Genomic DNA, 17,780 nt, shown 5'->3' with positions numbered 1-17,780 from the left:
CAACGCGGGCTGCGTGTGACCAGAGGTAGAGCCTGAAGGTAACGGCCACAATGCTGCACCGCCGCAAATCGCCTGCACGTGAGGATCAACGACACTTGTTTCAGCATTCTTGCCCGAATCCGGCGGAAATCCTCCGGTTTGTGGCCCGTTGGGTGGTCTTTGTTACAAGATCATGCCGGGTTCCGGTCCACCTGATCAAAGGTCACGAGCGTTTTTCCAACCACCATCTGGGGTGTTGCCGCATCCAGTGCTTTGAAATGCGGCGTCTTCAAGTGGGCATCAAAGGCCGCGCGGTCGGTGTAAATCTCATACAAAAATACAGTATCGGGTTGATCGCCATCCGTGCAGACGTCGAATTGCAAACATCCCGGCTCGTCCCGAACAGAGGCAAGGGCATTGTTACGCATGAGGGGTAAAAACGCCTGCATCTGCCCCGGCACGATCCGAAACGTCACTGTCACCACATAGGCCATGGTTTTCCCCCGTTTTGCGCTTTGTCCCACGCCACCGTATAGGAGACGGGCAGCACCTCAATCCACGATTTGGACCATGCCATGACCATTCGCGTTGCCTGCGTCGGCGCAGGCTATTTCAGCCAGTTTCACTTTGGCAGTTGGGCGCGGATGAAGAATGTCGCAGTTGTGGGTGCCTGTGATCAAAACATTGAACGCGCCGCGGCCACCGGCGTGCCCGCATTTGGGGACTTGGGCACGATGCTGGATTCGACAACGCCTGATCTGCTCGACATCATCCTGCCGCCGCCCGCCCATGCCGAAACTGTCCGCGCCGCCCTTGCTGCGGGCATCAAGTGGATCATCTGCCAGAAACCGTTTTGTACGGACATGGCGCAAGCGCAGGTCATCACAGCAGAAGCCGAGGCGGCAGGTGCGACGCTTGTCATTCACGAGAACTTTCGCTTTCAACCGTGGTATCGCGCCATCAAGGCCGAGATTGACACAGGCGCTGTTGGCAAGGTCTTGAATGCGACCTTTCGTCTGCGGCCCGGCGACGGGCAAGGCCCACGCGCCTATCTGGACCGGCAGCCCTATTTCCAGCAGATGCCGCGTTTTTTGATCCATGAGACTGCGGTGCACTGGATCGACACCTTCCAATACCTTTTTGGGCCGACGGACAGTGTCTATGCCGATCTGCGTCGCATCAACCCGGTGATCGCAGGCGAAGACGCAGGTCACGTCATTTTCGATCACGGTTCGGGGGTACGGGCGCTTTTTGATGGCAACCGCTTGCTGGATCACGCCGCCGATAACACGCGCCGTACCATGGGTGAGGCGCTGATCGAAGGGACGGGCGGAGTGCTCACCCTGACTGGCGATGGACAGGTGATGCGCCGTGCTTTTGGCGGCAGCAAGACGGTCGAGGTGCTGGCCCCGGACACATGGGATGGATTTGGCGGCGATTGCGTCCATGCGCTCAACACCCATGTGGTTGCAGCCATGCAGGGCGCGGGCACGGTCGAGAATCTCGCGCGCGACTACCTGTCGGTGATTGCGGTCAAGGACGCCATCTATCGCTCTACCGACGCAGGCCAGCGTGTGACTGTCACCGCCTGATCACCCGCTGCGCCAGACGGGTTTGGGTTCATGCAAGGTCTGCAATGTTTCGACTGGCGCGCCGGACACCCGCGCGATCAAGAGCCGCGCCAGTTCCTGACCCGTCGCCACGAGGTCCTCTCCCAACGTATCAATCTGGGGATAAAGAAGCGGCAGCAATTCGGTCGTTTGACGGCAAATCAGCTCGTAATCGCGACCCAGCCGCAGCCCCTCATCCGCCATCCCGCCCATCAGCGCGAGCGTGGCCAATTCGTTGTTGCTGATGATTGCGTCGAACCGGTCTGGCCGCGCTGCAAGGCTTTGACCAAAGGCGCGCGCCGTGTTGGGCGACACAAGAATACCTGTGTCGGTCGCGACCTCTCCTAGGTTGCCGCAGCGCGCCACAGCCCGGTGGAAACCACCGGATATTTTGGCAAAATTGGTGGTTCCGTCATCCTCGGCCACCAACAGGAACCGCCGCCGCCCCTTTTCGTGCAAACGCTGTACCGCCAGTTCGACAAACCGCTCCACATGGAAATCGTGATAGGCGTGGGGCGTGTAGAACTCCGTCCGTCCGTGGCACACAAAGGGAAAGCCCGCATCCGTCAGCAATTGGACACGCGGGTCACGTGCCGTTGTATGGGTAAGGATCAGCCCATCCGCCGTGCGGTTCTGCAAGACATAGCGCACAGACGCCTCGGGGTTGGCCGGGTCAAGCTCGGGTATGACATTGAGGTGAAAGCGCGTATCGCTCAGATGCGCGCCGATGCCTTCGATCATTTGCCGGGTGTAATCAATGGTGTTGTTGGCGGGGGACTGGATCAAGGTCAGCACATTGGTCTGCCCTGTGCGCAAGCGCACGCCCGCACGGTTTGGCACGTACCCAACCTCTGCTGCGGCTGCCGCGATCTTGTCCCGCGTCTCCTTTTTCAACCGGCTGCCGTCACGCAGTGACAGCGATACGGTCGACAGACTCAGGCCTGTCAGTTCCGCGATCGTCTTGAGCGTCGGGGGCTTGCGGCGTTGATCGGCCATGTGCGCGTAACGGGTCCGGTTTCAGGATGTGCAGATGGTACATGCCACACTTTCCGGCACAAGAGCGAATCAATTGTATCGTTGCAATCCTGCTGAGTTTCGGATTCGCTGCATCGCAGAAATATCCATATAATAGGGGATTTATGGTGGTTTTCGTCTTATCCAAAAATTTGTTGCATCGTTGCAATTATTCAGCGCACGATATGGATGTCTTTAGATCCGGCAGTGACCGGCGCCGTCGGACATCCAATAGATTACGTGAGGGAGGAGAGACTCATGACATTCACCAAAGCCCCTGCAGGGCGTTTGCTTTTGGGCACGGCGGTTGGCCTTGTGCTGACCGCGTCCGCCGCAATGGCCGACGACATCCGCTTTTGGACCACGGAAGAACAGCCCGAGCGGCTGGCCAAACAACAAGAAATGGCGGCTGCGTTCGAAAAGGCCACCGGCAATGCCGTTCAGGTTATCCCCGTCTCCGAAACCGATCTGGGCACGCGCACGACAGCCGCGTTTGCCGCCGGTGATCTGCCGGACGTGATTTACCATCCGTTGCAATACGCACTTCCTTGGGCCGAGGCGGGCATTCTCGACACCGAAGCGGCCACCGAAGTGGTCGACAGCCTTGGCCGTGACACGTTCGCCGTGGGTCCGCTGTCCATGGCCGCCTATGACGGCGACATCGCGTCCGTGCCAGTGGACGGCTGGACGCAGATGGTGGTCTATCGTGCCGACCTCTTTGCCGAAAAGGGCCTTGAGCCGCCAAACACATTTGCAAATGTGCAGGCCGCGCTGGATGCGCTGCACAACCCGCCATCCATGTACGGCTTTGTGGCCGCGACCAAGGTGGACGAGAACTTTATGAGCCAAGTGCTCGAACACGTATTCCTCGCCAACGGCGTGTCGCCCGTGGGTGCGGATGGGGCGCAGGAACTGGACGTTGAGGCAACCACCGAGGTTCTGGATTTCTACAAGGCCATCGCCAAGGCGTCGCCTCCGGGTGAGCTGTACTGGAAACAATCGCGCGAACTGTATTTTGCAGGTCAGGCTGCGATGATCATCTGGTCGCCCTTTATCCTTGATGAGCTGGCCGGTCTGCGCGACAGCGCGGCCCCCACAATCAACGATGACCCGACCACGCGCGAATTGGCGGCGGCCACTGGCATCGTGACCAACTTTGCCGGCCCGTCGAACCCCGACGGAGCGGCATGGGGTGACGTTCGGTATTTCGGCATTACATCGGACGCGGACACGGACACCGCGCAGGCCTTTGTCGAATATTCGATGAATGACGGCTATATGCAGACTCTTTCCATCGCCGCCGAAGGCAAGTTCCCCGTGCGAACCGGCACTGCGGATGAGCCGGGCAAGTTTTCCGCTGCGTGGTCAGAAATTCCTGTGGGCGTAGATCGCAAGGCCCCGATGAAGGATCTTTATGCAGCGGAAATGCTGGATGAGATTGTGGGTGGTCTGAAAGTGGCCCAGCGTTGGGGTGTCGCGGAAAACCAGCTCGCGCTGGCGTCCAAGATGATCAACAGCCAAGCGATCAACCGCATCGTGCGCCAGTACATCGATGATGAGATCGATGCGGCGGCGGCGATTGCAGCCATGAACACCGAACTGGCCGCGATCAACTAAACGCAAACGCGGCAAACAAGAGAGGGCGGGTGCGCCTGCCCTCTCTCCTCCTCCTCTTTGCATCCGAGACGCCCATGACGTCCCCCACCCCACCCACGACACGCGGTGCGCTTGAGCGTCGCGAGGCGCGGCTGGCCTGGAGCCTGCTGCTGCCCACGATCCTTATCGTGAGCCTCGTGATCATCCTGCCGTTGCTGTCGATCTTCTGGATCAGCTTCAAGCCTGTGGGCCTTGCCGATCTGCGCCCTGTTGCGCCCATGATCCGGGAAAGCCTGCGCGAACGGTCGGGGCAGATGGTGGTTGAATACCGGGTGCGCAATTCGTCCCAGCAGAAAGAGATCACCGGGCTGGGCTTTACGGATACGCTGCACGACGGCGTCGCAATTCTGGAGTTGCCCGAGTTCTGTGCCGTTGATGGGCTGCAACTGCGGTGCGAATTTGGTGATGTGCCCGGCGGGTTCAACGAACGGGTGCGTATCCCGGTGGCGCTGGACGGAGACGCGGAGGCACTCGAAGAGATCGTCGAAGGGTCCGCGCCAGCAGGCTACGGCACCGGCGACAATATTCTGACCAATACCGAATTCACGCTGGAGAACTTCGCCCGCATCTTTGACGGAGATGAATTCCTGTCGGTGTTGTGGGCCACGATCTTTTACACAGTGTTCGGCACCGTGGGGGCGCTGGTTGTCGGGTTGTTCGCCGCGATGCTGCTGAACAAGTCGTTCCGAGGCAAGGGCGTGCTGCGTGGTCTTTACCTGTTTCCTTACGTCTCACCCATCATCGCGGTTGCGTTCACTTGGGTGACGTTGCTGGATCCCTTTTCAGGATCGCTCAACGCGCTCCTGATCCAGATGGGCGTAACAGCGGGGCCGATCAATTTCTTTGGTCAGCGGCCATTGGCGCTGATCATGGTGACCGTGTTCGAAATCTGGCGCTATTTCCCGCTGTCGTTCCTGTTCATCCTCGCGCGGATGCAGTCGATAGACACGGATATGTACGAGGCCGCGGACATGGACGGGGCGAGCCCGTTTCAGAAGTTCTGGTATCTGTCGCTGCCGATGTTGCTGGGCATTCTGTCGGTTCTGTTCCTGCTGCGCTTTATCTGGACGTTCAATAAATTCGACGACATTTTCCTGCTGACAGGGGGCAATGCGGGCACGCGGACCCTGACGGTGAACGTCTATGAACAGGCCTTTGCCGTGTCGAATATCGGCGCAGGTGCGGCCGTGGCCGTGGTGATCTTTGCCACGCTGCTTTTGTTCAGCGTGTTCTTTTTCAAATACATCAGCCAGGAGGAAGGGTTGTGAGCGGGGGAGACGCAAAACAAGTTTGCGTCGCGCCTGCGGCGGGCGGCGACAGGGGCGTTGCCCCTCGGCCTGCGGCCTCACCCCAGAGTATTTGTCCAAGAGAAGAAGGGGACGCACATGCACATGTTGCGTGAGGGTCATGTGACGGCTGGTCTGATCGGGATTGTCTGGGCCTTTGTGATGGCAATCACGGTGTCCGTCACGCTGTCCTTTGCCTCGGGTCTGGGGTTTCGGCCCGGCGGGATCGGGTGCCTGATACTGGGTCTGAGCGGGGGATTGGCGGCGCTTTATGTGCGGGACCGTCTGGTGCTGTTTGCCGGCTTTGTTCTGGTTGCTGTGGCGCTGCTGTTCACACCTGTTACGCCGCTTGTCTTTGGTGAAGATGTACCGATGCAGTGGCGGCTTGCGGCTGCCATATCCTTTGGCGTGTTCAGCATCTGGCCGCTAAAGGTCATGCTGGTGGAGGCCCATCCCGGCACGCTGACCCGGCACGCATTCGAAGATGCGGTGATCCGGTTTCTGACCGGTTTTGGATACATCATCTTTACCGCGATCGTGCTGATCCCGTTTTACGTGATGGTGATGACCAGCCTGAAGTCGCAACAGGCGCTGCTGCGCAATCCGCTGGATTTTTCCATTGAACTGAGCCGGGGCTGGGACCTGTTTACGAGCTATACCGAGCTTTTCGGCCAGTTCGGGTTTGGCAGCTACCTGTGGACCAGCTTTTACGTGTCGGTGCTGACCGTGCTGATCACGCTCGCCTTTTCCGTGCCGGGCGCCTATGCCGTGGCGCGGCTGCGGTTCAAGGGGCGGGCGGCGTTTTCGCGGTCGATCCTGTTGATCTACATGGTGCCGATGATCGTGCTGGCGCTGCCGATCTACATCGCCTTTTCGATGACGGGCCTGCGCAACACCATCCCCGGCCTGATCCTGATCTACCCGGTCACCACGATCCCTGTCGCGCTTTATATGTTGCAGGGCTATTTCCGCGGTCTGCCGGTCGAGGTCGAAGAAGCGGGCCTGATGGACGGGCTGAGCCGGTTGCAGGTGATCCTCAAGATCACCCTGCCCCTGTCGTTGCCCGCGATGGTGTCGGTGTCGCTTTATGTCTTTATGATCGCGTGGAACGAGTTTCTGCTGGCGTTCATGCTGCTGGATGATCCGTCCATTTTCACGCTCACACGGGGGGTTGCGATGCTCAACTCCTCGGAGATTCCGCGCCAGCACCTGATGGCGGGTGCGGTTATTGCCACCATACCGATCATGGCCCTGTTTCTGGGGCTGGAGCGGTTCATGACCAAGGGGCTGACCGCAGGGTCAGTAAAGGGATGATGCTGGACGCAAGCACCACCGACGCACGTGACGAAGAGGCACGAGGCATCCTCGCGCGCAATGACCGGGGCGGGTACACGATCCCCACTGCGGGTCTGTACCCCTACCAGTGGAACTGGGACAGCGCCTTTGCCGCCATGGGGTTTGCAGCATTCGACGTGGACCGCGCATGGACCGAGCTGGAGACGCTCTTTGCCGGGCAGTGGGCGGGGGGCATGGTCCCACATATCTTGTTTCACGCGCAGGATGACGGGTATTTTCCCGGCCCGGATGTGTGGCAGGGCGTGGGGCCGATCCCGTCTTCGGGCATCAGCCAGCCGCCGGTGGCGGCAACCATGGCGCGGCTGATCCTCGCCAAGGACCCGAAGCGCGGCGCTGCGCGGATAGCCGCGCTTTATGACAAGATGGTGGGCTGGCATCGCTGGTTCATGGATTGGCGGCTGGACAAAGGGGCCGTGTGCATCACGCACCCGTGGGAGGCCGGTCGGGACAACGCACCGGATTGGGACGCCGCGATGGCCGCCATCACGCCAGACGGCGTTGGCACATACGTCCGGCGCGACACGACCCATGTGGACAGTGCCATGCGGCCTACAAAATACGACTATGACCGTTACCTTTGGTTGGTTCAGCGGGGTGCTGCGGCGGGCTGGGACGAGGCGGCGATGCTCAGGGACACGCCGTTCCGGGTGGCGGACCCGACCATGACCTTTATCCTGCTGCGGGCGACCCGCGATCTGGAGGCGATGGGCCGCGACATGGGCAGGGACGTGTCGGAATTGCAGAGCTGGATCGCGACCCTCGAAGAGGGCGCGCAGAGCCTGTGGAACCCAAAGCTGGGCGCATATGATTCCCGCGATGTGGTTGGCGGCACCTGGTCCGGCGCGCTCAGCAATGCGTCGTTCCTGTGCTGGTATGCGGGCGTAGACCGGCCCGAAATGGCGGAACGATTGGCAGATGTGCTGGGCATGGCCAAGTACGGAGTGCCGTCGCTCGCCCCCAGTGATGACAGGTTCGACGCCAAGCGATACTGGCGCGGGCCGGTCTGGGCGATCATGAACATGATGATTGGCCTTGGCCTGACCGAGCGGGGCTATGGTTTGGGCGAGGATTTGCGTGTGCTGACCGGCGATATGATCGCTGAACACGGGTTTGCCGAATATTTTGACCCGCTCACCGGCGCACCAGCGGGCGGTGGCACGTTTACCTGGACGGCGGCCGTGTGGCTGGGCTGGGCGTCCCCGAATGCAGGAGGCGCGTGAGACATGGGCGCGATCACCCTCAATGCTGTCGAAAAGTGGTTTGGCGAGGTGCAGGTCATCAAAGGCGTGGACCTTGCCATCCAGAATGGTGAATTTGTCGTCTTTGTGGGCCCATCCGGTTGCGGCAAGTCCACGTTGCTGCGGATGATCGGCGGGCTTGAGGATATCAGCCGTGGCTCGCTGGATATCGACGGCACGGACGTGACGGACCAGCCGCCGTCGAAACGTGGGCTCAGTATGGTGTTCCAGTCCTACGCGCTGTATCCGCACATGTCCGTGCGCGACAACATGGGCTTCTCGCTCAAGACCGCGGGGGCGCCCAAGGTCGAGATCGACACCAAGGTGAACGCTGCGGCGGATACGTTGAAGCTGGACCAGTACCTCGACCGGCGGCCCAAGGACCTGTCAGGTGGCCAGCGCCAACGGGTGGCGATTGGGCGGTCGATTGTGCGTGATCCCACCGCGTTCCTGTTTGACGAGCCGCTGTCGAACCTCGATGCCGCCCTGCGGGTCGAGATGCGGCACGAAATTTCCAAGCTGCACCAGAGCCTTGATGCCACGATGATCTACGTCACACATGATCAGGTGGAGGCGATGACGCTGGCCGACCGGATTGTGGTTCTGGATGCAGGGCGCATCATTCAGGTCGGCACGCCGCGCGAGCTCTATAACCACCCGGGCAACGTCTTTGTGGCGCAGTTCATCGGCAGCCCCAAGATGAACGTATTTCCCTGCACGACCGATACAAACACCTACAGCGTGGCGGGTGGGCGCGGCGGCAGTTATGGCCTTGGCAGACCCGCCACACAGATGGGCATCCGCCCCGAACACATCACCACCGGTGCCGCAGGCACCGGAGAGGTCGACGGCGTGGTCGACGTGGTCGAGTTCCTGGGCGCGGACACGTTTGTCCTTTTTGATTGCGGTGCGGCGGGGCCGATCAACGTGCGCATCTCTGGGGATGCGGCCCTGACCGTGGGCGACACGCACGGGCTCAGCTTTGACGCAGACCAAACGCATTTCTTTGACGCGGACTGTGTGACGGTGACGGCTTAGGCTTGCGGGGACGCCCACGCGCATTTACGTTGCCCGAACCTCAATAAGCCTGAAGGGGCACGCGCGTGGCATTCTCTCCCGTTATCACCGGCACCGGCGTTTTTACGCCCGAACAGTCGATCTCCAACGCAGAGCTTGTCAAAGCGTTCAACGCCTATGCCGACCGCTACAACGCAGTTCACGCAGACGAGATTGCGGCGGGGACGCTGGAAGCAAAGGACCATTCGTCCGAAGAATTCATCCTCAAGGCGTCCGGCATCGAACGGCGCTATGTGATGGACAAATCGGGTGTGCTGGACCCGGAGGTGATGCACCCCCTGCTGCGTCAGCGCAGCGACGATGAGCCGGGGATCATGGCCGAAATGGCGGTGGACGCCGCCAACAAGGCGCTCGCTCAGGCGGGCAAAACGGCGGCGGATGTGGATGCGGTGATCTGTGCGGCGTCAAACCATGAACGCGCCTATCCTGCGATCGCCATTGAGATTCAGGATCTGCTGGGCATCGACGGCTTTGCCTTTGACATGAACGTGGCGTGTTCGTCAGCGACGTTCGGCTTGCAGGCGGCAGCGGACATGGTGCGGTCCGGTTCCATCCGCTCGGCGCTGGTGGTGAACCCCGAGATTTGCTCGGCGCATCTGGAATGGCGCGACCGCGACTGTCACTTCATTTTTGGCGATGTGGCCACGGCAACTTTGGTCGAACGCGAAGAGGACGCCACGGGACCACATTTCGCGATCCGCTCCACCCGCTGCGCCACGGTGTTTTCCAACAACATCCGCAACAACAATGGCTTTCTGCGCCGCTCGCGCCCCGATGGGGTCAAGGACCGGCGCGACATGCAGTTCATGCAGAACGGGCGCAAGGTGTTCAAAGAAGTGCTCCCGCTCGTGGCCAAACATATCGGCGACCACATGAGCGATGAGGCGCTGGAGGCCAACGATATCAAACGGTTGTGGCTGCATCAGGCCAACAAGTCGATGAATGACTTTATCGGCAAAAAGGTTCTGGGCCGTGATCCGGCACCAAGCGAACAGCCCAACATCCTTCAGGATTACGCCAACACATCCTCTGCCGGGTCTATCATCGCGTTTTCCAAATACTCGGACGATATGGCACCGGGGGATGTGGGCGTCATCTGTTCGTTTGGTGCGGGGTATTCGGTGGGTTCGGTCGTCGTGGAACGCAAAGGCTAGCGGGTCGTCAGACCCAACCCATCGCCCACTTCGTTGATGTGGTCTGCCGCTGATTTGAGACGCTCGATGCAACCTGCATCGCCACCCCCAGACACCTCGTCAGCGCGTACCATCGCCATGTCCATCTGCTTGTAAGCCGCCTCGAACAGCTCGCGCCCCCGTTTCCAGTCGAGAAAGCTCATACCCTTGAGCACCGACAAATTCAGCAGCACATCATCCTCGACGTCGATCTCGGTCAGCAATTTGCGGGCGTTCACCACCATCGACCGGGCCAAAATGGCAAAGGCACTGGGGTGGCGCGGCGCGTCCTTCTTGGGGCGGCGCAACAGGCTGGCGACAACCTGCGCACGGTTTGGCAAGTCCTCGTATTTCGCCATCACCCGCCATGCCTTGTCGGGCAGGAAGTTCAGGATGATGTTCGGCCCCGGTTTCAACTGGCGCATCGCCTCGATGGGCACATTGTCGATCAGGCTGCCGTCAATCAGCACCTCCCCATCAGGGTTCAGCATCGGCGGGAAAATACCGGGGATCGCGGTTGAGGCGCGAATGGCCCGCCACAGCGGACCGGTGCGCATGACGCGCACGTCATTGTCCGTCAGGCTGGTTGCCACAGCAAAGAAGTTGAGCGGCAGATCCTCAATGTCTTGCGTGCCGTAATGGCGCAGGAATGCATCATCGAGCGTGTGGTGATCCAGCAGCGAATAGCGGGGCAACGTGATCTTCGACATCGCCTTGGATCGGATGAAGATATCTTCGCACTGCTCCATCACGTGATCGGGGTCCAGACCCATGGCCAAAGCGCCCGCCATAGCGGACCCGACACTGGTGCCCCCGACAAAGTCAAAGCTATAGCCGTGTTCCTGCAGGTACTTGATGCCCCCCAGATGGGCGGTGCCAAACGACCCACCACCGCAGAGCACAAGCCCCACCGCCTCGCCGCGCACAAAGCGGCCCAACCGGTCAAAATCCTTCGGCTGGTCCAGCGCCACGTGATGATGCAACCCGACCATCCGGTCATTCAGCCATTTGACTGTCTGCGCGCGGCTGTCCGTTTCGGTGTCGCGATACAGAACCAACTGCACGTTGGCCTCCATCTTGGCCTGATAGACCTGCCGTTCAAGCGCGGATGGCGCGTCCAGTGGTCCGAACTGCGCCCCTTTTGGCAGTGCAACGACGATTGTGTCGGCGTTGTTGGTCACCGCTTTGCGCCAGACCGGATCACCATCCGCATCCGTACAGAGCAGAATAAGCGTATCGTGCGCGGCCTCCATCGACCGTACCCAGCGTCCTGTTTCTTCAAGGTCGTGGCGCAGCGCGTCGGGGCGCGAGGTCTCGTCCAGCACCTTCCAGTTCGGCGCTGCGGCAAAGGCCCTGCGCAGCCCCTGCACAAAGGCCGCCGCCAGCGGGCGATTGGCCCCCGGCAACACCGCACAGACCTGCCCGGCACTTGGGCGCAGGGCGGGACTGCCCCGCACGGTACGCGCCAGCCGCTGGCTGAGCGCGGCGAGAATACCGTTGGCCAATGCGGGGGTCTGAGCGGACAACGTGTCATAGGCCTCGCGTGTCAGGCACAAAACGGAACTGTCACGCGCTGCAATCACGCTCGCCGTGCGTGTGCCCCCCGCAAAGAAGGCAAGTTCGCCCACCGGCTCACCGGGGCGTATTTCGGCAATGGCCAGCGCGCCCGAAAACACGGTGAACCGGCCACTGATGACAAGGAACAGGCGATTGGCGGCATCGCCTTCGCGGATCAGCGCCGCGCCACGCGGGATATGTTCCACATCAGCCAGTTCCAAGGCGTGTTGAAGGACATCAGTATCCAGCGCGGCAAAGCCATCGACGGCGCGCAGCATCTGTAGCAAATCACTGTTACGATCCAGCCGGTTCATACCATACTCCCAACCAGAGAGTGCATCGACAAAGCGGGGCTCGCAAGCCCGTGCCACCGGCTACGTCACGTGAATTTGCACCCTAGCTGTCTTTGCTCGACACCCGCGCGTGCACGTCAGAAACGCTTTCGATGCGCTCTGAATAGCGGTTCACCAGATACGGCGCCCGCCCGCGCACCATCCACGTGAACTTGACCAGTTCTTCCATCACATCAACCACACGTCGGTAAAACGGACCCTCGGGCAGGCGCGCGCCGTCAAATTCCAGCCACGCCTTGGCGATGCTCGACTGATTGGGGATGGTGACCATGCGCATCCAGCGGCCAAGGATTCGCATCTGGTTGACCGCATTGAAACTTTGCGAGCCGCCGCACACTTGCATCAGCGCCAGTGTCTTGCCTTGGGTCGGACGAATGCCCCCCTGCAACGACAGCGGCAGCCAGTCAATTTGCGTTTTCATCAGGCCGGTCATGGCCCCGTGACGCTCTGGGCTGGACCACACCATGCCTTCGGACCAGATCGCCAAATCGCGCAGTTCCTGCACCTTGGGGTGGCTGGCCTCATCACCGTCCACCAGCGGCAGACCCTTGGGGTCAAAAATCCGCGTCTCGCAGCCCAAATGGCGCAGGATACGCCCGGCTTCCTCGACCGACCGGCGCGAAAAACTGGCCTCGCGCAATGAGCCATAAAGCAGCAAAATACGAGGTGGGTGGCCCGGATCATCCGGCGCGCGCAGCGCCTCCACGTCAATCCCGGGCAAGGCCTCCAAGCGCAGCGCCGGGATGTCTTCGCCGGGTGTGTCAGCCACTTTCATCCTCCAGATGAAGTTTCATGTCGATCAACACCTGTTGCAGCAGCGTCGTTTCCTTGAGCAGCCGCTTGGCCTCGTTCACGGTGATCACACCGTCTTCGATCGACTGCTGGTATTCGGTCATCAACATGGCAAAGCGCTGGCTCAGCGCGATAACGTCCGAGTTCACGCCGCCCGACCGATCCGAGTTGGGGCGACGATCATCGTGGCTGAGCGTGATGCCCTGCAACTCTGCCAAGGCGCTTGTGACATGCGGGTACTTCGCCGCCTTCTCCAGCGCCACAACGGCATCGACGGGCATAAACCGGTCTGCGTGTTCGGGGTTGTCCGAATAGTATCGGCCCAGCGTCGCCTTGGATTTGCCGGTCAGCACGCAGGCCGGTTCGATGCCCACATCCTTGACCAACGCCTCGGTGTGTTTCTTCAGATAGCTGCCAGTCGCCGCCATTGTTGCGCCCTCTTTGCCTGTCACCATTACAACCCAAGGTTTGGGGAACCTGCACGGTCTTTTCCCATTAATTGGCCCCGCTGCAAATGTCATTGGTTAATCGTCCCAACGGTTTTCGGGGCTTCAAGAGTAACCGGTGCCCCCAGCATCGGTGCAGGTGAGGATCACAAGGCACTTCTGCCCAACCGGGGGTAAGGCAGGCGGCGCAAGCTGCAGTCGGTGCCGTGATCCAGTTGGACATAACAAGCGGTGGGCCGTGTGCCATCCCCAACGGGGTGACCCAAACATCCCGAACGCGGCCAGTTAACGAGAACCCAACTTCGGCCTGGCGATGGACTTGTCGTTGAGTTTGCCATCGCCAGGCCCGCCTTTGCCCGGCGCTGCCATCTTGCTCCTCATTGCACCGCCGCTTAGGAACGCGCGCATGGCAAAACTCTACTTTCACTTCTCCACCATGAACGCCGGTAAATCGACGGTGCTGCTTCAGGCCGCATACAACTACCGTGAGCGGGGCATGGAACCTTACCTGCTGACCGCCGGGTTTGACGACCGTGCAGGCGCAGGCCAGATCGCGTCCCGCATCGGCATCGAGGCAGAGGCCGACACGTTCAGCCCGTCTGATGATCTGTTCGAGACGATCCGCAACCGGATGGCACGCGGCCCGGTCGCCTGCGTCTTTGTCGACGAGGCGCAATTTCTGAGCGACGCACAGGTCTGGCAACTGGCCCGCGCGGTGGATGATCTGGGCGTTCCGGTGATGTGCTACGGTCTGCGTGTCGACTTTCAGGGCAAGCTGTTTCCCGGTTCCGCCACTTTGCTGGCCCTTGCCGATGAGATGCGCGAGGTGCGCACAATCTGCCATTGCGGCAAGAAGGCGACAATGGTCGTGCGCCAAGATGCCGAGGGCCGTGTTCTTCAGGACGGTGCTCAAGTGCAGATCGGTGGCAACGAAACCTATGTATCGCTGTGTCGTCGGCACTGGCGCGCCGCGATGGAAACTGGTTGAGTCCAGATCCACTCACACCGGGTTGGGCAACGTCTCTCCGTTCAGGAAGGCGGCGATGTTTGCCACCGCCATGCGACCCATATCCGTCCGCACTTCCAACGCGGCCGTCCCCAGATGCGGCAACAGCGTGACCTGTTCCATTCCCAGCAAAGCCTCAGACACCTGCGGTTCGAATTCGTAAACGTCCAACCCGGCGCCTGCAATCTTGCCTTCGGTCAAAGCCGATGCAAGTGCTGCCTCGTCCACCACGTCGCCACGCGATATGTTGACCAGATGCCCATGCGGCGCCATCGCGTTAAACACATCTTCCCCGATCAGATGATGCGTTTCTGCACCGCCCGGCACCGCGATCACCAGAAAATCGACCCCTTCCGCCAAGGCCATCAGGTCGGGTGCGCGCACGGCCGGAAACGGCACATTCTTTTCGGAACGGCTGGTATAGTGCACCTCCATCCCGAACCCATAATGGCAGCGATGTGCAATGGCCTGACCAATCCGGCCCAGCCCCACAATGCCGACACGCTTGCCGGACATGTGCAGGCCAAGCATCTGCGTCGGATGCCAGCCGGGCCATTGCCCCGCCCGCACCATACGTTCTCCTTCACCCGCGCGCCGCGCGCTCATCAGCATCAGCATCAGTGCGATGTCCGCCGTGGCGTCGGTCACTGCGCCGGGTGTGTTGGTCACTGCGATACCAGCGGCGTGTGCCGCAGCAACGTCGATGTGATTGTACCCAACCCCGAAATTCGCCAGCAACCGGCAACGTGCGCCGCCGACATCCGCAAACACCTGCGCTGAAAACATGTCGCCCAGCGTCGGCAGCACAATGTCAAAGTCGCGCAATGCGCGGCGCAACTCCGCATCCGCCAGCGGCCCGGTCTCTTCGCGCACCACCACCTCTGCATCCAATGCCCGGGCGGCGTCCAACACCGGGCCGGGCAAAGGCCGCGTGATCCAGACCCGCGTCAATGCAGCCGCCCCCCGTCGGGCACGTTCTTGTCCGGCCGCGCGAGCACAATCGCGCCGTCTTCATCCGGAAAGCCAAGCACAAGAACCTCCGACCGCACCGGTCCGATCTGCCGCGGCGGGAAATTTACCACTGCCATTACCTGCTGACCCACAAGCGTTTCGGGATCATAATGCACCGTGATCTGGGCCGAGCTTTTCTTCTCTCCGATCTCGGGACCAAAATCGATCCACAGTTTGACGGCGGGCTTTCGGGCTTCGGGAAAGGGCTCCGCCCGCACGATCCGGCCCGAACGAATGTCGACCTTCATAAAGTCGTCAAAGCTGATCTCATCCACGCGCCAACTCCCTTGACCGTTCTGTCGCCGCTGCCACGGCCTCATTCAGCAGCGCAGGAAACCCCCGCGCCTCGTTCATCAACACATCAAGTGCCGCTTGCGTCGTGCCGTTTGGGCTGGTCACGTTGACCCGCAACTGCCCAGGCGTTTCTTCCGACTGCTGCGCCAGCGCGCCCGCACCGGCGACCGTCGCCTTGGCCAACTGCAAGGCCAACGCCTCTGGCAGTCCTTGCGCGACGCCCGCAGCCGCCAATGTCTCGATCAAATGGAACACATAAGCAGGCCCTGACCCGCTGACGCCGGTCACGGCATCCATCTGGCCCTCGTCGTCCACGCGCACAACCGCTCCGATCGCAGACAGCAGCGCCTCCGCTTCGCCCAGAAACGCCTGACCTTTGCCGTTGGCGCACATCGCTGTGATCCCCTGCCCGATGGCGGCAGGGGTGTTCGGCATCGCCCGCACAATCGCCCGCGCACCCAGCGTTGCCTCAAAGGCCGCAATCGGCGTGCCCGCTGCGATCGACACAAAAACCGTGTCATCTACCCCAAGGTCCGCAATGCCCGGCAGGGCGTGCGTCATCATCTGCGGCTTTACCGCAATGAGAACCACAGCCGGATCATCCGGCAAATCTGCATTGATGTGGACACAGGTCGACAACACCCAATCCGAGGGCACCGGGTCCACGACCCAGACCGAGGCATCGGGCAATCCCTGCGCCAGCCAGCCGCGCAGCATTGCCGACCCCATCTTTCCGCAACCCAAAAGGACAATGCCCCGAGCCGCGATCCGACTGTCATTCATGATTTGCCCCCCTTGGCTTCGGGGGCTGAGGTTATGCGCGCCCGTAGGCCTCTGCAATGGCCACCTGCAACGCATCCGCAGGTGTCCGGTCGCCCCAGATCAACAGCTGCAAAGCAGGGTAATAGCGCTCTGCGCTCATCACGGCCGCCCCGATCATCGTGTCGATCTGATCCGGGCAAGCCACCTGCCCACCCGCCAGCACAAGGCCATAGCGGTACACCATCAGCTTCTGCTCGGGCCAGTAGGTAAAGGCCCCGGCCCAGCACTGATCGTTGACCATATTCAGCAGTTCATAAAGGGCGGACATACGTTCTGCGGGCGGCTCCATCTCAAAGGTGCACACCATGCGCAGCGTCTCGTCATACCCGGACCACGCCAGCGTGATGGAATAGGTGCGCCACTGCCCCTCGACCGCCATAGCGATCTGATCATCCGCGATCCGGTCAAAATCCCATTCGTGATGGGCCGCCAGATGTTCGACAATGTCGATCGGATGAATGTCGTCTTCCAGATACTGCTCGGAAAGTGCCATGGTGCCACCTCTTATTCGCTCTGGCGAAGGGGGCTGGCAGCGCCCCTAGCGCTCGGTGCCTGCTCTAGAAGCCGGGGCTATCCCCCGTGCCTCTACCAGATATGGTGACCGGGCCACTACCATCTGGCAACCCTTTATTTGGGGATAACCGCAATAAGTTGGGGACAAAGCTGCACGTCGCGCAAAATAAAGCATCACGCAAACGGTCCCAGTCTCTGTCCCCAAAAAATCCCGGGGGAGGCGCAGCCGGGGGCAGAGCCCCCTTCTACGTCGCAACACGCGCACCGCCCGAAAACCGGGCGATCACGAAACACTGGCAAAATCTGGAATGGCGCGGCAGCGCCGCCGCTGGATCAGTCCTTGGCGTCAAGCGCGTCGAGCCGGGCTCTGAGCGCTTCGTTCTCCTCACGGGCTTTTTGTGCCATGGCGCGCACCGCGTCGAATTCTTCGCGGGTGACGAAATCGCGATCCGCCAGCCAGCGGTCCACCATCGACTTCATTGCCGTCTCGGCCTCTTCGCGCGCGCCTTGGGCCACGCCCATCGCGTTCGTCATCAATTGCGAGATATCGTCGAAAATCTTGCCTCGGGCCTGCATGGTGTCGTCACTCCTTCGCTAA

Annotated in this window: 18 protein-coding genes; 8 read left to right on the top strand and 10 right to left on the bottom strand. The window is 61.0% G+C overall.

Features of this window, described 5'->3' with window-relative positions; genetic code table 11:
- Positions 1-170: 170 nt before the first annotated feature.
- Entirely contained in the window at positions 171-473 is a 303-nt protein-coding gene (locus Q1A85_RS05625; RefSeq protein ID WP_299686246.1) for a putative quinol monooxygenase, read from the bottom strand.
- Between the two features lie 81 nt (positions 474-554).
- On the opposite strand from Q1A85_RS05625, the gene Q1A85_RS05620 reads away from it, so the two are divergent.
- Positions 555-1,571, top strand: a complete 1,017-nt coding sequence (locus tag Q1A85_RS05620) for a Gfo/Idh/MocA family oxidoreductase (RefSeq protein WP_299686244.1) — start codon at positions 555-557, stop codon at positions 1,569-1,571.
- On the opposite strand, the gene Q1A85_RS05615 is transcribed toward Q1A85_RS05620, so the two are convergent.
- A complete protein-coding gene (locus Q1A85_RS05615; protein WP_299686242.1) occupies positions 1,572-2,585 on the bottom strand; it encodes a LacI family transcriptional regulator in 1,014 nt (337 codons plus the stop codon). It lies immediately after the preceding gene.
- A 276-nt stretch (positions 2,586-2,861) separates the two neighbouring features.
- Between Q1A85_RS05615 and Q1A85_RS05610 the strand changes: the two genes are divergently transcribed.
- From Q1A85_RS05610 to Q1A85_RS05585, 6 genes are all read left to right on the top strand, one after another.
- On the top strand, positions 2,862-4,220 hold the full coding sequence (locus tag Q1A85_RS05610) for an extracellular solute-binding protein (RefSeq protein WP_299686240.1): 1,359 nt from the start codon (positions 2,862-2,864) through the stop codon (positions 4,218-4,220).
- Between the two features lie 74 nt (positions 4,221-4,294).
- A complete protein-coding gene (locus Q1A85_RS05605; protein ID WP_299686239.1) occupies positions 4,295-5,527 on the top strand; it encodes a sugar ABC transporter permease in 1,233 nt (410 codons plus the stop codon).
- Between the two features lie 117 nt (positions 5,528-5,644).
- Positions 5,645-6,859, top strand: coding sequence for a carbohydrate ABC transporter permease (locus tag Q1A85_RS05600; RefSeq protein ID WP_299686237.1), 1,215 nt, complete (start codon positions 5,645-5,647; stop codon positions 6,857-6,859).
- Positions 6,856-8,121, top strand: a complete 1,266-nt coding sequence (locus tag Q1A85_RS05595) for a hypothetical protein (protein ID WP_299686235.1) — start codon at positions 6,856-6,858, stop codon at positions 8,119-8,121. The genes Q1A85_RS05600 and Q1A85_RS05595 overlap by 4 nt, the downstream gene beginning before the upstream one ends.
- 3 nt (positions 8,122-8,124) lie before the next feature.
- On the top strand, positions 8,125-9,177 hold the full coding sequence (locus Q1A85_RS05590) for an ABC transporter ATP-binding protein (protein WP_299686233.1): 1,053 nt from the start codon (positions 8,125-8,127) through the stop codon (positions 9,175-9,177).
- A gap of 65 nt (positions 9,178-9,242) precedes the next feature.
- Positions 9,243-10,370: a beta-ketoacyl-ACP synthase III gene (locus Q1A85_RS05585; protein ID WP_299686231.1), complete on the top strand. Its 1,128-nt coding sequence runs from the start codon at positions 9,243-9,245 to the stop codon at positions 10,368-10,370.
- Here Q1A85_RS05585 and Q1A85_RS05580 read toward each other — a convergent pair.
- From Q1A85_RS05580 to Q1A85_RS05570, 3 genes are all read right to left on the bottom strand, one after another.
- Positions 10,367-12,259, bottom strand: a complete 1,893-nt coding sequence (locus Q1A85_RS05580; RefSeq protein ID WP_299686229.1) for a patatin-like phospholipase family protein — start codon at positions 12,257-12,259, stop codon at positions 10,367-10,369. The genes Q1A85_RS05585 and Q1A85_RS05580 overlap by 4 nt on opposite strands.
- Before the next feature lie 82 nt (positions 12,260-12,341).
- A complete protein-coding gene (gene arsH, locus Q1A85_RS05575) occupies positions 12,342-13,073 on the bottom strand; it encodes an arsenical resistance protein ArsH (RefSeq protein WP_299686227.1) in 732 nt (243 codons plus the stop codon).
- A complete protein-coding gene (locus Q1A85_RS05570; protein ID WP_299686225.1) occupies positions 13,060-13,518 on the bottom strand; it encodes a hypothetical protein in 459 nt (152 codons plus the stop codon). The genes arsH and Q1A85_RS05570 overlap by 14 nt, the downstream gene beginning before the upstream one ends.
- Positions 13,519-13,942: 424 nt before the next feature.
- Between Q1A85_RS05570 and Q1A85_RS05565 the strand changes: the two genes are divergently transcribed.
- The gene (locus Q1A85_RS05565) at positions 13,943-14,524 is read left to right on the top strand and encodes a thymidine kinase (protein ID WP_299686223.1); all 582 of its coding nucleotides are present in this window, start codon (positions 13,943-13,945) and stop codon (positions 14,522-14,524) included.
- A gap of 12 nt (positions 14,525-14,536) precedes the next feature.
- Here the strand turns inward: Q1A85_RS05565 and Q1A85_RS05560 are convergent, their stop codons facing one another.
- From Q1A85_RS05560 to Q1A85_RS05540, 5 genes are all read right to left on the bottom strand, one after another.
- A complete protein-coding gene (locus tag Q1A85_RS05560; protein ID WP_299686221.1) occupies positions 14,537-15,454 on the bottom strand; it encodes a D-glycerate dehydrogenase in 918 nt (305 codons plus the stop codon).
- Positions 15,455-15,489: 35 nt separating this feature from the next.
- The gene (locus tag Q1A85_RS05555; RefSeq protein WP_299686219.1) at positions 15,490-15,828 is read right to left on the bottom strand and encodes a tRNA-binding protein; all 339 of its coding nucleotides are present in this window, start codon (positions 15,826-15,828) and stop codon (positions 15,490-15,492) included.
- Positions 15,821-16,630, bottom strand: a complete 810-nt coding sequence (gene proC, locus Q1A85_RS05550; protein ID WP_299686217.1) for a pyrroline-5-carboxylate reductase — start codon at positions 16,628-16,630, stop codon at positions 15,821-15,823. Before proC ends, Q1A85_RS05555 begins: the two co-directional genes overlap by 8 nt.
- A gap of 31 nt (positions 16,631-16,661) precedes the next feature.
- The gene (locus Q1A85_RS05545) at positions 16,662-17,162 is read right to left on the bottom strand and encodes a YbjN domain-containing protein (protein WP_299686215.1); all 501 of its coding nucleotides are present in this window, start codon (positions 17,160-17,162) and stop codon (positions 16,662-16,664) included.
- 353 nt (positions 17,163-17,515) lie between these two features.
- Positions 17,516-17,758 carry an accessory factor UbiK family protein gene (locus Q1A85_RS05540; protein ID WP_299686213.1) on the bottom strand — a complete coding sequence of 81 codons (243 nt, stop codon included), beginning with the start codon at positions 17,756-17,758 and terminating at the stop codon, positions 17,516-17,518.
- Between the last annotated feature and the right edge of the window lie 22 nt (positions 17,759-17,780).

Origin of the sequence: uncultured Tateyamaria sp. (assembly GCF_947503385.1) — a bacterium.
In the GTDB taxonomy this organism is placed as follows: Bacteria; Pseudomonadota; Alphaproteobacteria; order Rhodobacterales; family Rhodobacteraceae; genus Tateyamaria.
This window is presented reverse-complemented; position numbering and strand designations above follow the sequence as displayed.

Bases quoted from the DNA above. Each gene is read 5' to 3' on its own strand.
- Q1A85_RS05620 (WP_299686244.1), top strand. From the start codon at position 555: ATGACCATTCGCGTTGCCTGCGTCGGCGCAGGCTATTTCAGCCAGTTT.
- Q1A85_RS05580 (WP_299686229.1), bottom strand. From the start codon at position 12,259: ATGAACCGGCTGGATCGTAACAGTGATTTGCTACAGATGCTGCGCGCC.
- proC (WP_299686217.1), bottom strand. From the start codon at position 16,630: ATGAATGACAGTCGGATCGCGGCTCGGGGCATTGTCCTTTTGGGTTGC.
- arsH (WP_299686227.1), bottom strand. From the start codon at position 13,073: ATGAAAGTGGCTGACACACCCGGCGAAGACATCCCGGCGCTGCGCTTG.
- Q1A85_RS05545 (WP_299686215.1), bottom strand. From the start codon at position 17,162: ATGGCACTTTCCGAGCAGTATCTGGAAGACGACATTCATCCGATCGAC.
- Q1A85_RS05540 (WP_299686213.1), bottom strand. From the start codon at position 17,758: ATGCAGGCCCGAGGCAAGATTTTCGACGATATCTCGCAATTGATGACG.
- Q1A85_RS05615 (WP_299686242.1), bottom strand. From the start codon at position 2,585: ATGGCCGATCAACGCCGCAAGCCCCCGACGCTCAAGACGATCGCGGAA.
- Q1A85_RS05600 (WP_299686237.1), top strand. From the start codon at position 5,645: ATGCACATGTTGCGTGAGGGTCATGTGACGGCTGGTCTGATCGGGATT.
- Q1A85_RS05590 (WP_299686233.1), top strand. From the start codon at position 8,125: ATGGGCGCGATCACCCTCAATGCTGTCGAAAAGTGGTTTGGCGAGGTG.
- Q1A85_RS05625 (WP_299686246.1), bottom strand. From the start codon at position 473: ATGGCCTATGTGGTGACAGTGACGTTTCGGATCGTGCCGGGGCAGATG.
- Q1A85_RS05610 (WP_299686240.1), top strand. From the start codon at position 2,862: ATGACATTCACCAAAGCCCCTGCAGGGCGTTTGCTTTTGGGCACGGCG.
- Q1A85_RS05595 (WP_299686235.1), top strand. From the start codon at position 6,856: ATGATGCTGGACGCAAGCACCACCGACGCACGTGACGAAGAGGCACGA.
- Q1A85_RS05570 (WP_299686225.1), bottom strand. From the start codon at position 13,518: ATGGCGGCGACTGGCAGCTATCTGAAGAAACACACCGAGGCGTTGGTC.
- Q1A85_RS05565 (WP_299686223.1), top strand. From the start codon at position 13,943: ATGGCAAAACTCTACTTTCACTTCTCCACCATGAACGCCGGTAAATCG.
- Q1A85_RS05605 (WP_299686239.1), top strand. From the start codon at position 4,295: ATGACGTCCCCCACCCCACCCACGACACGCGGTGCGCTTGAGCGTCGC.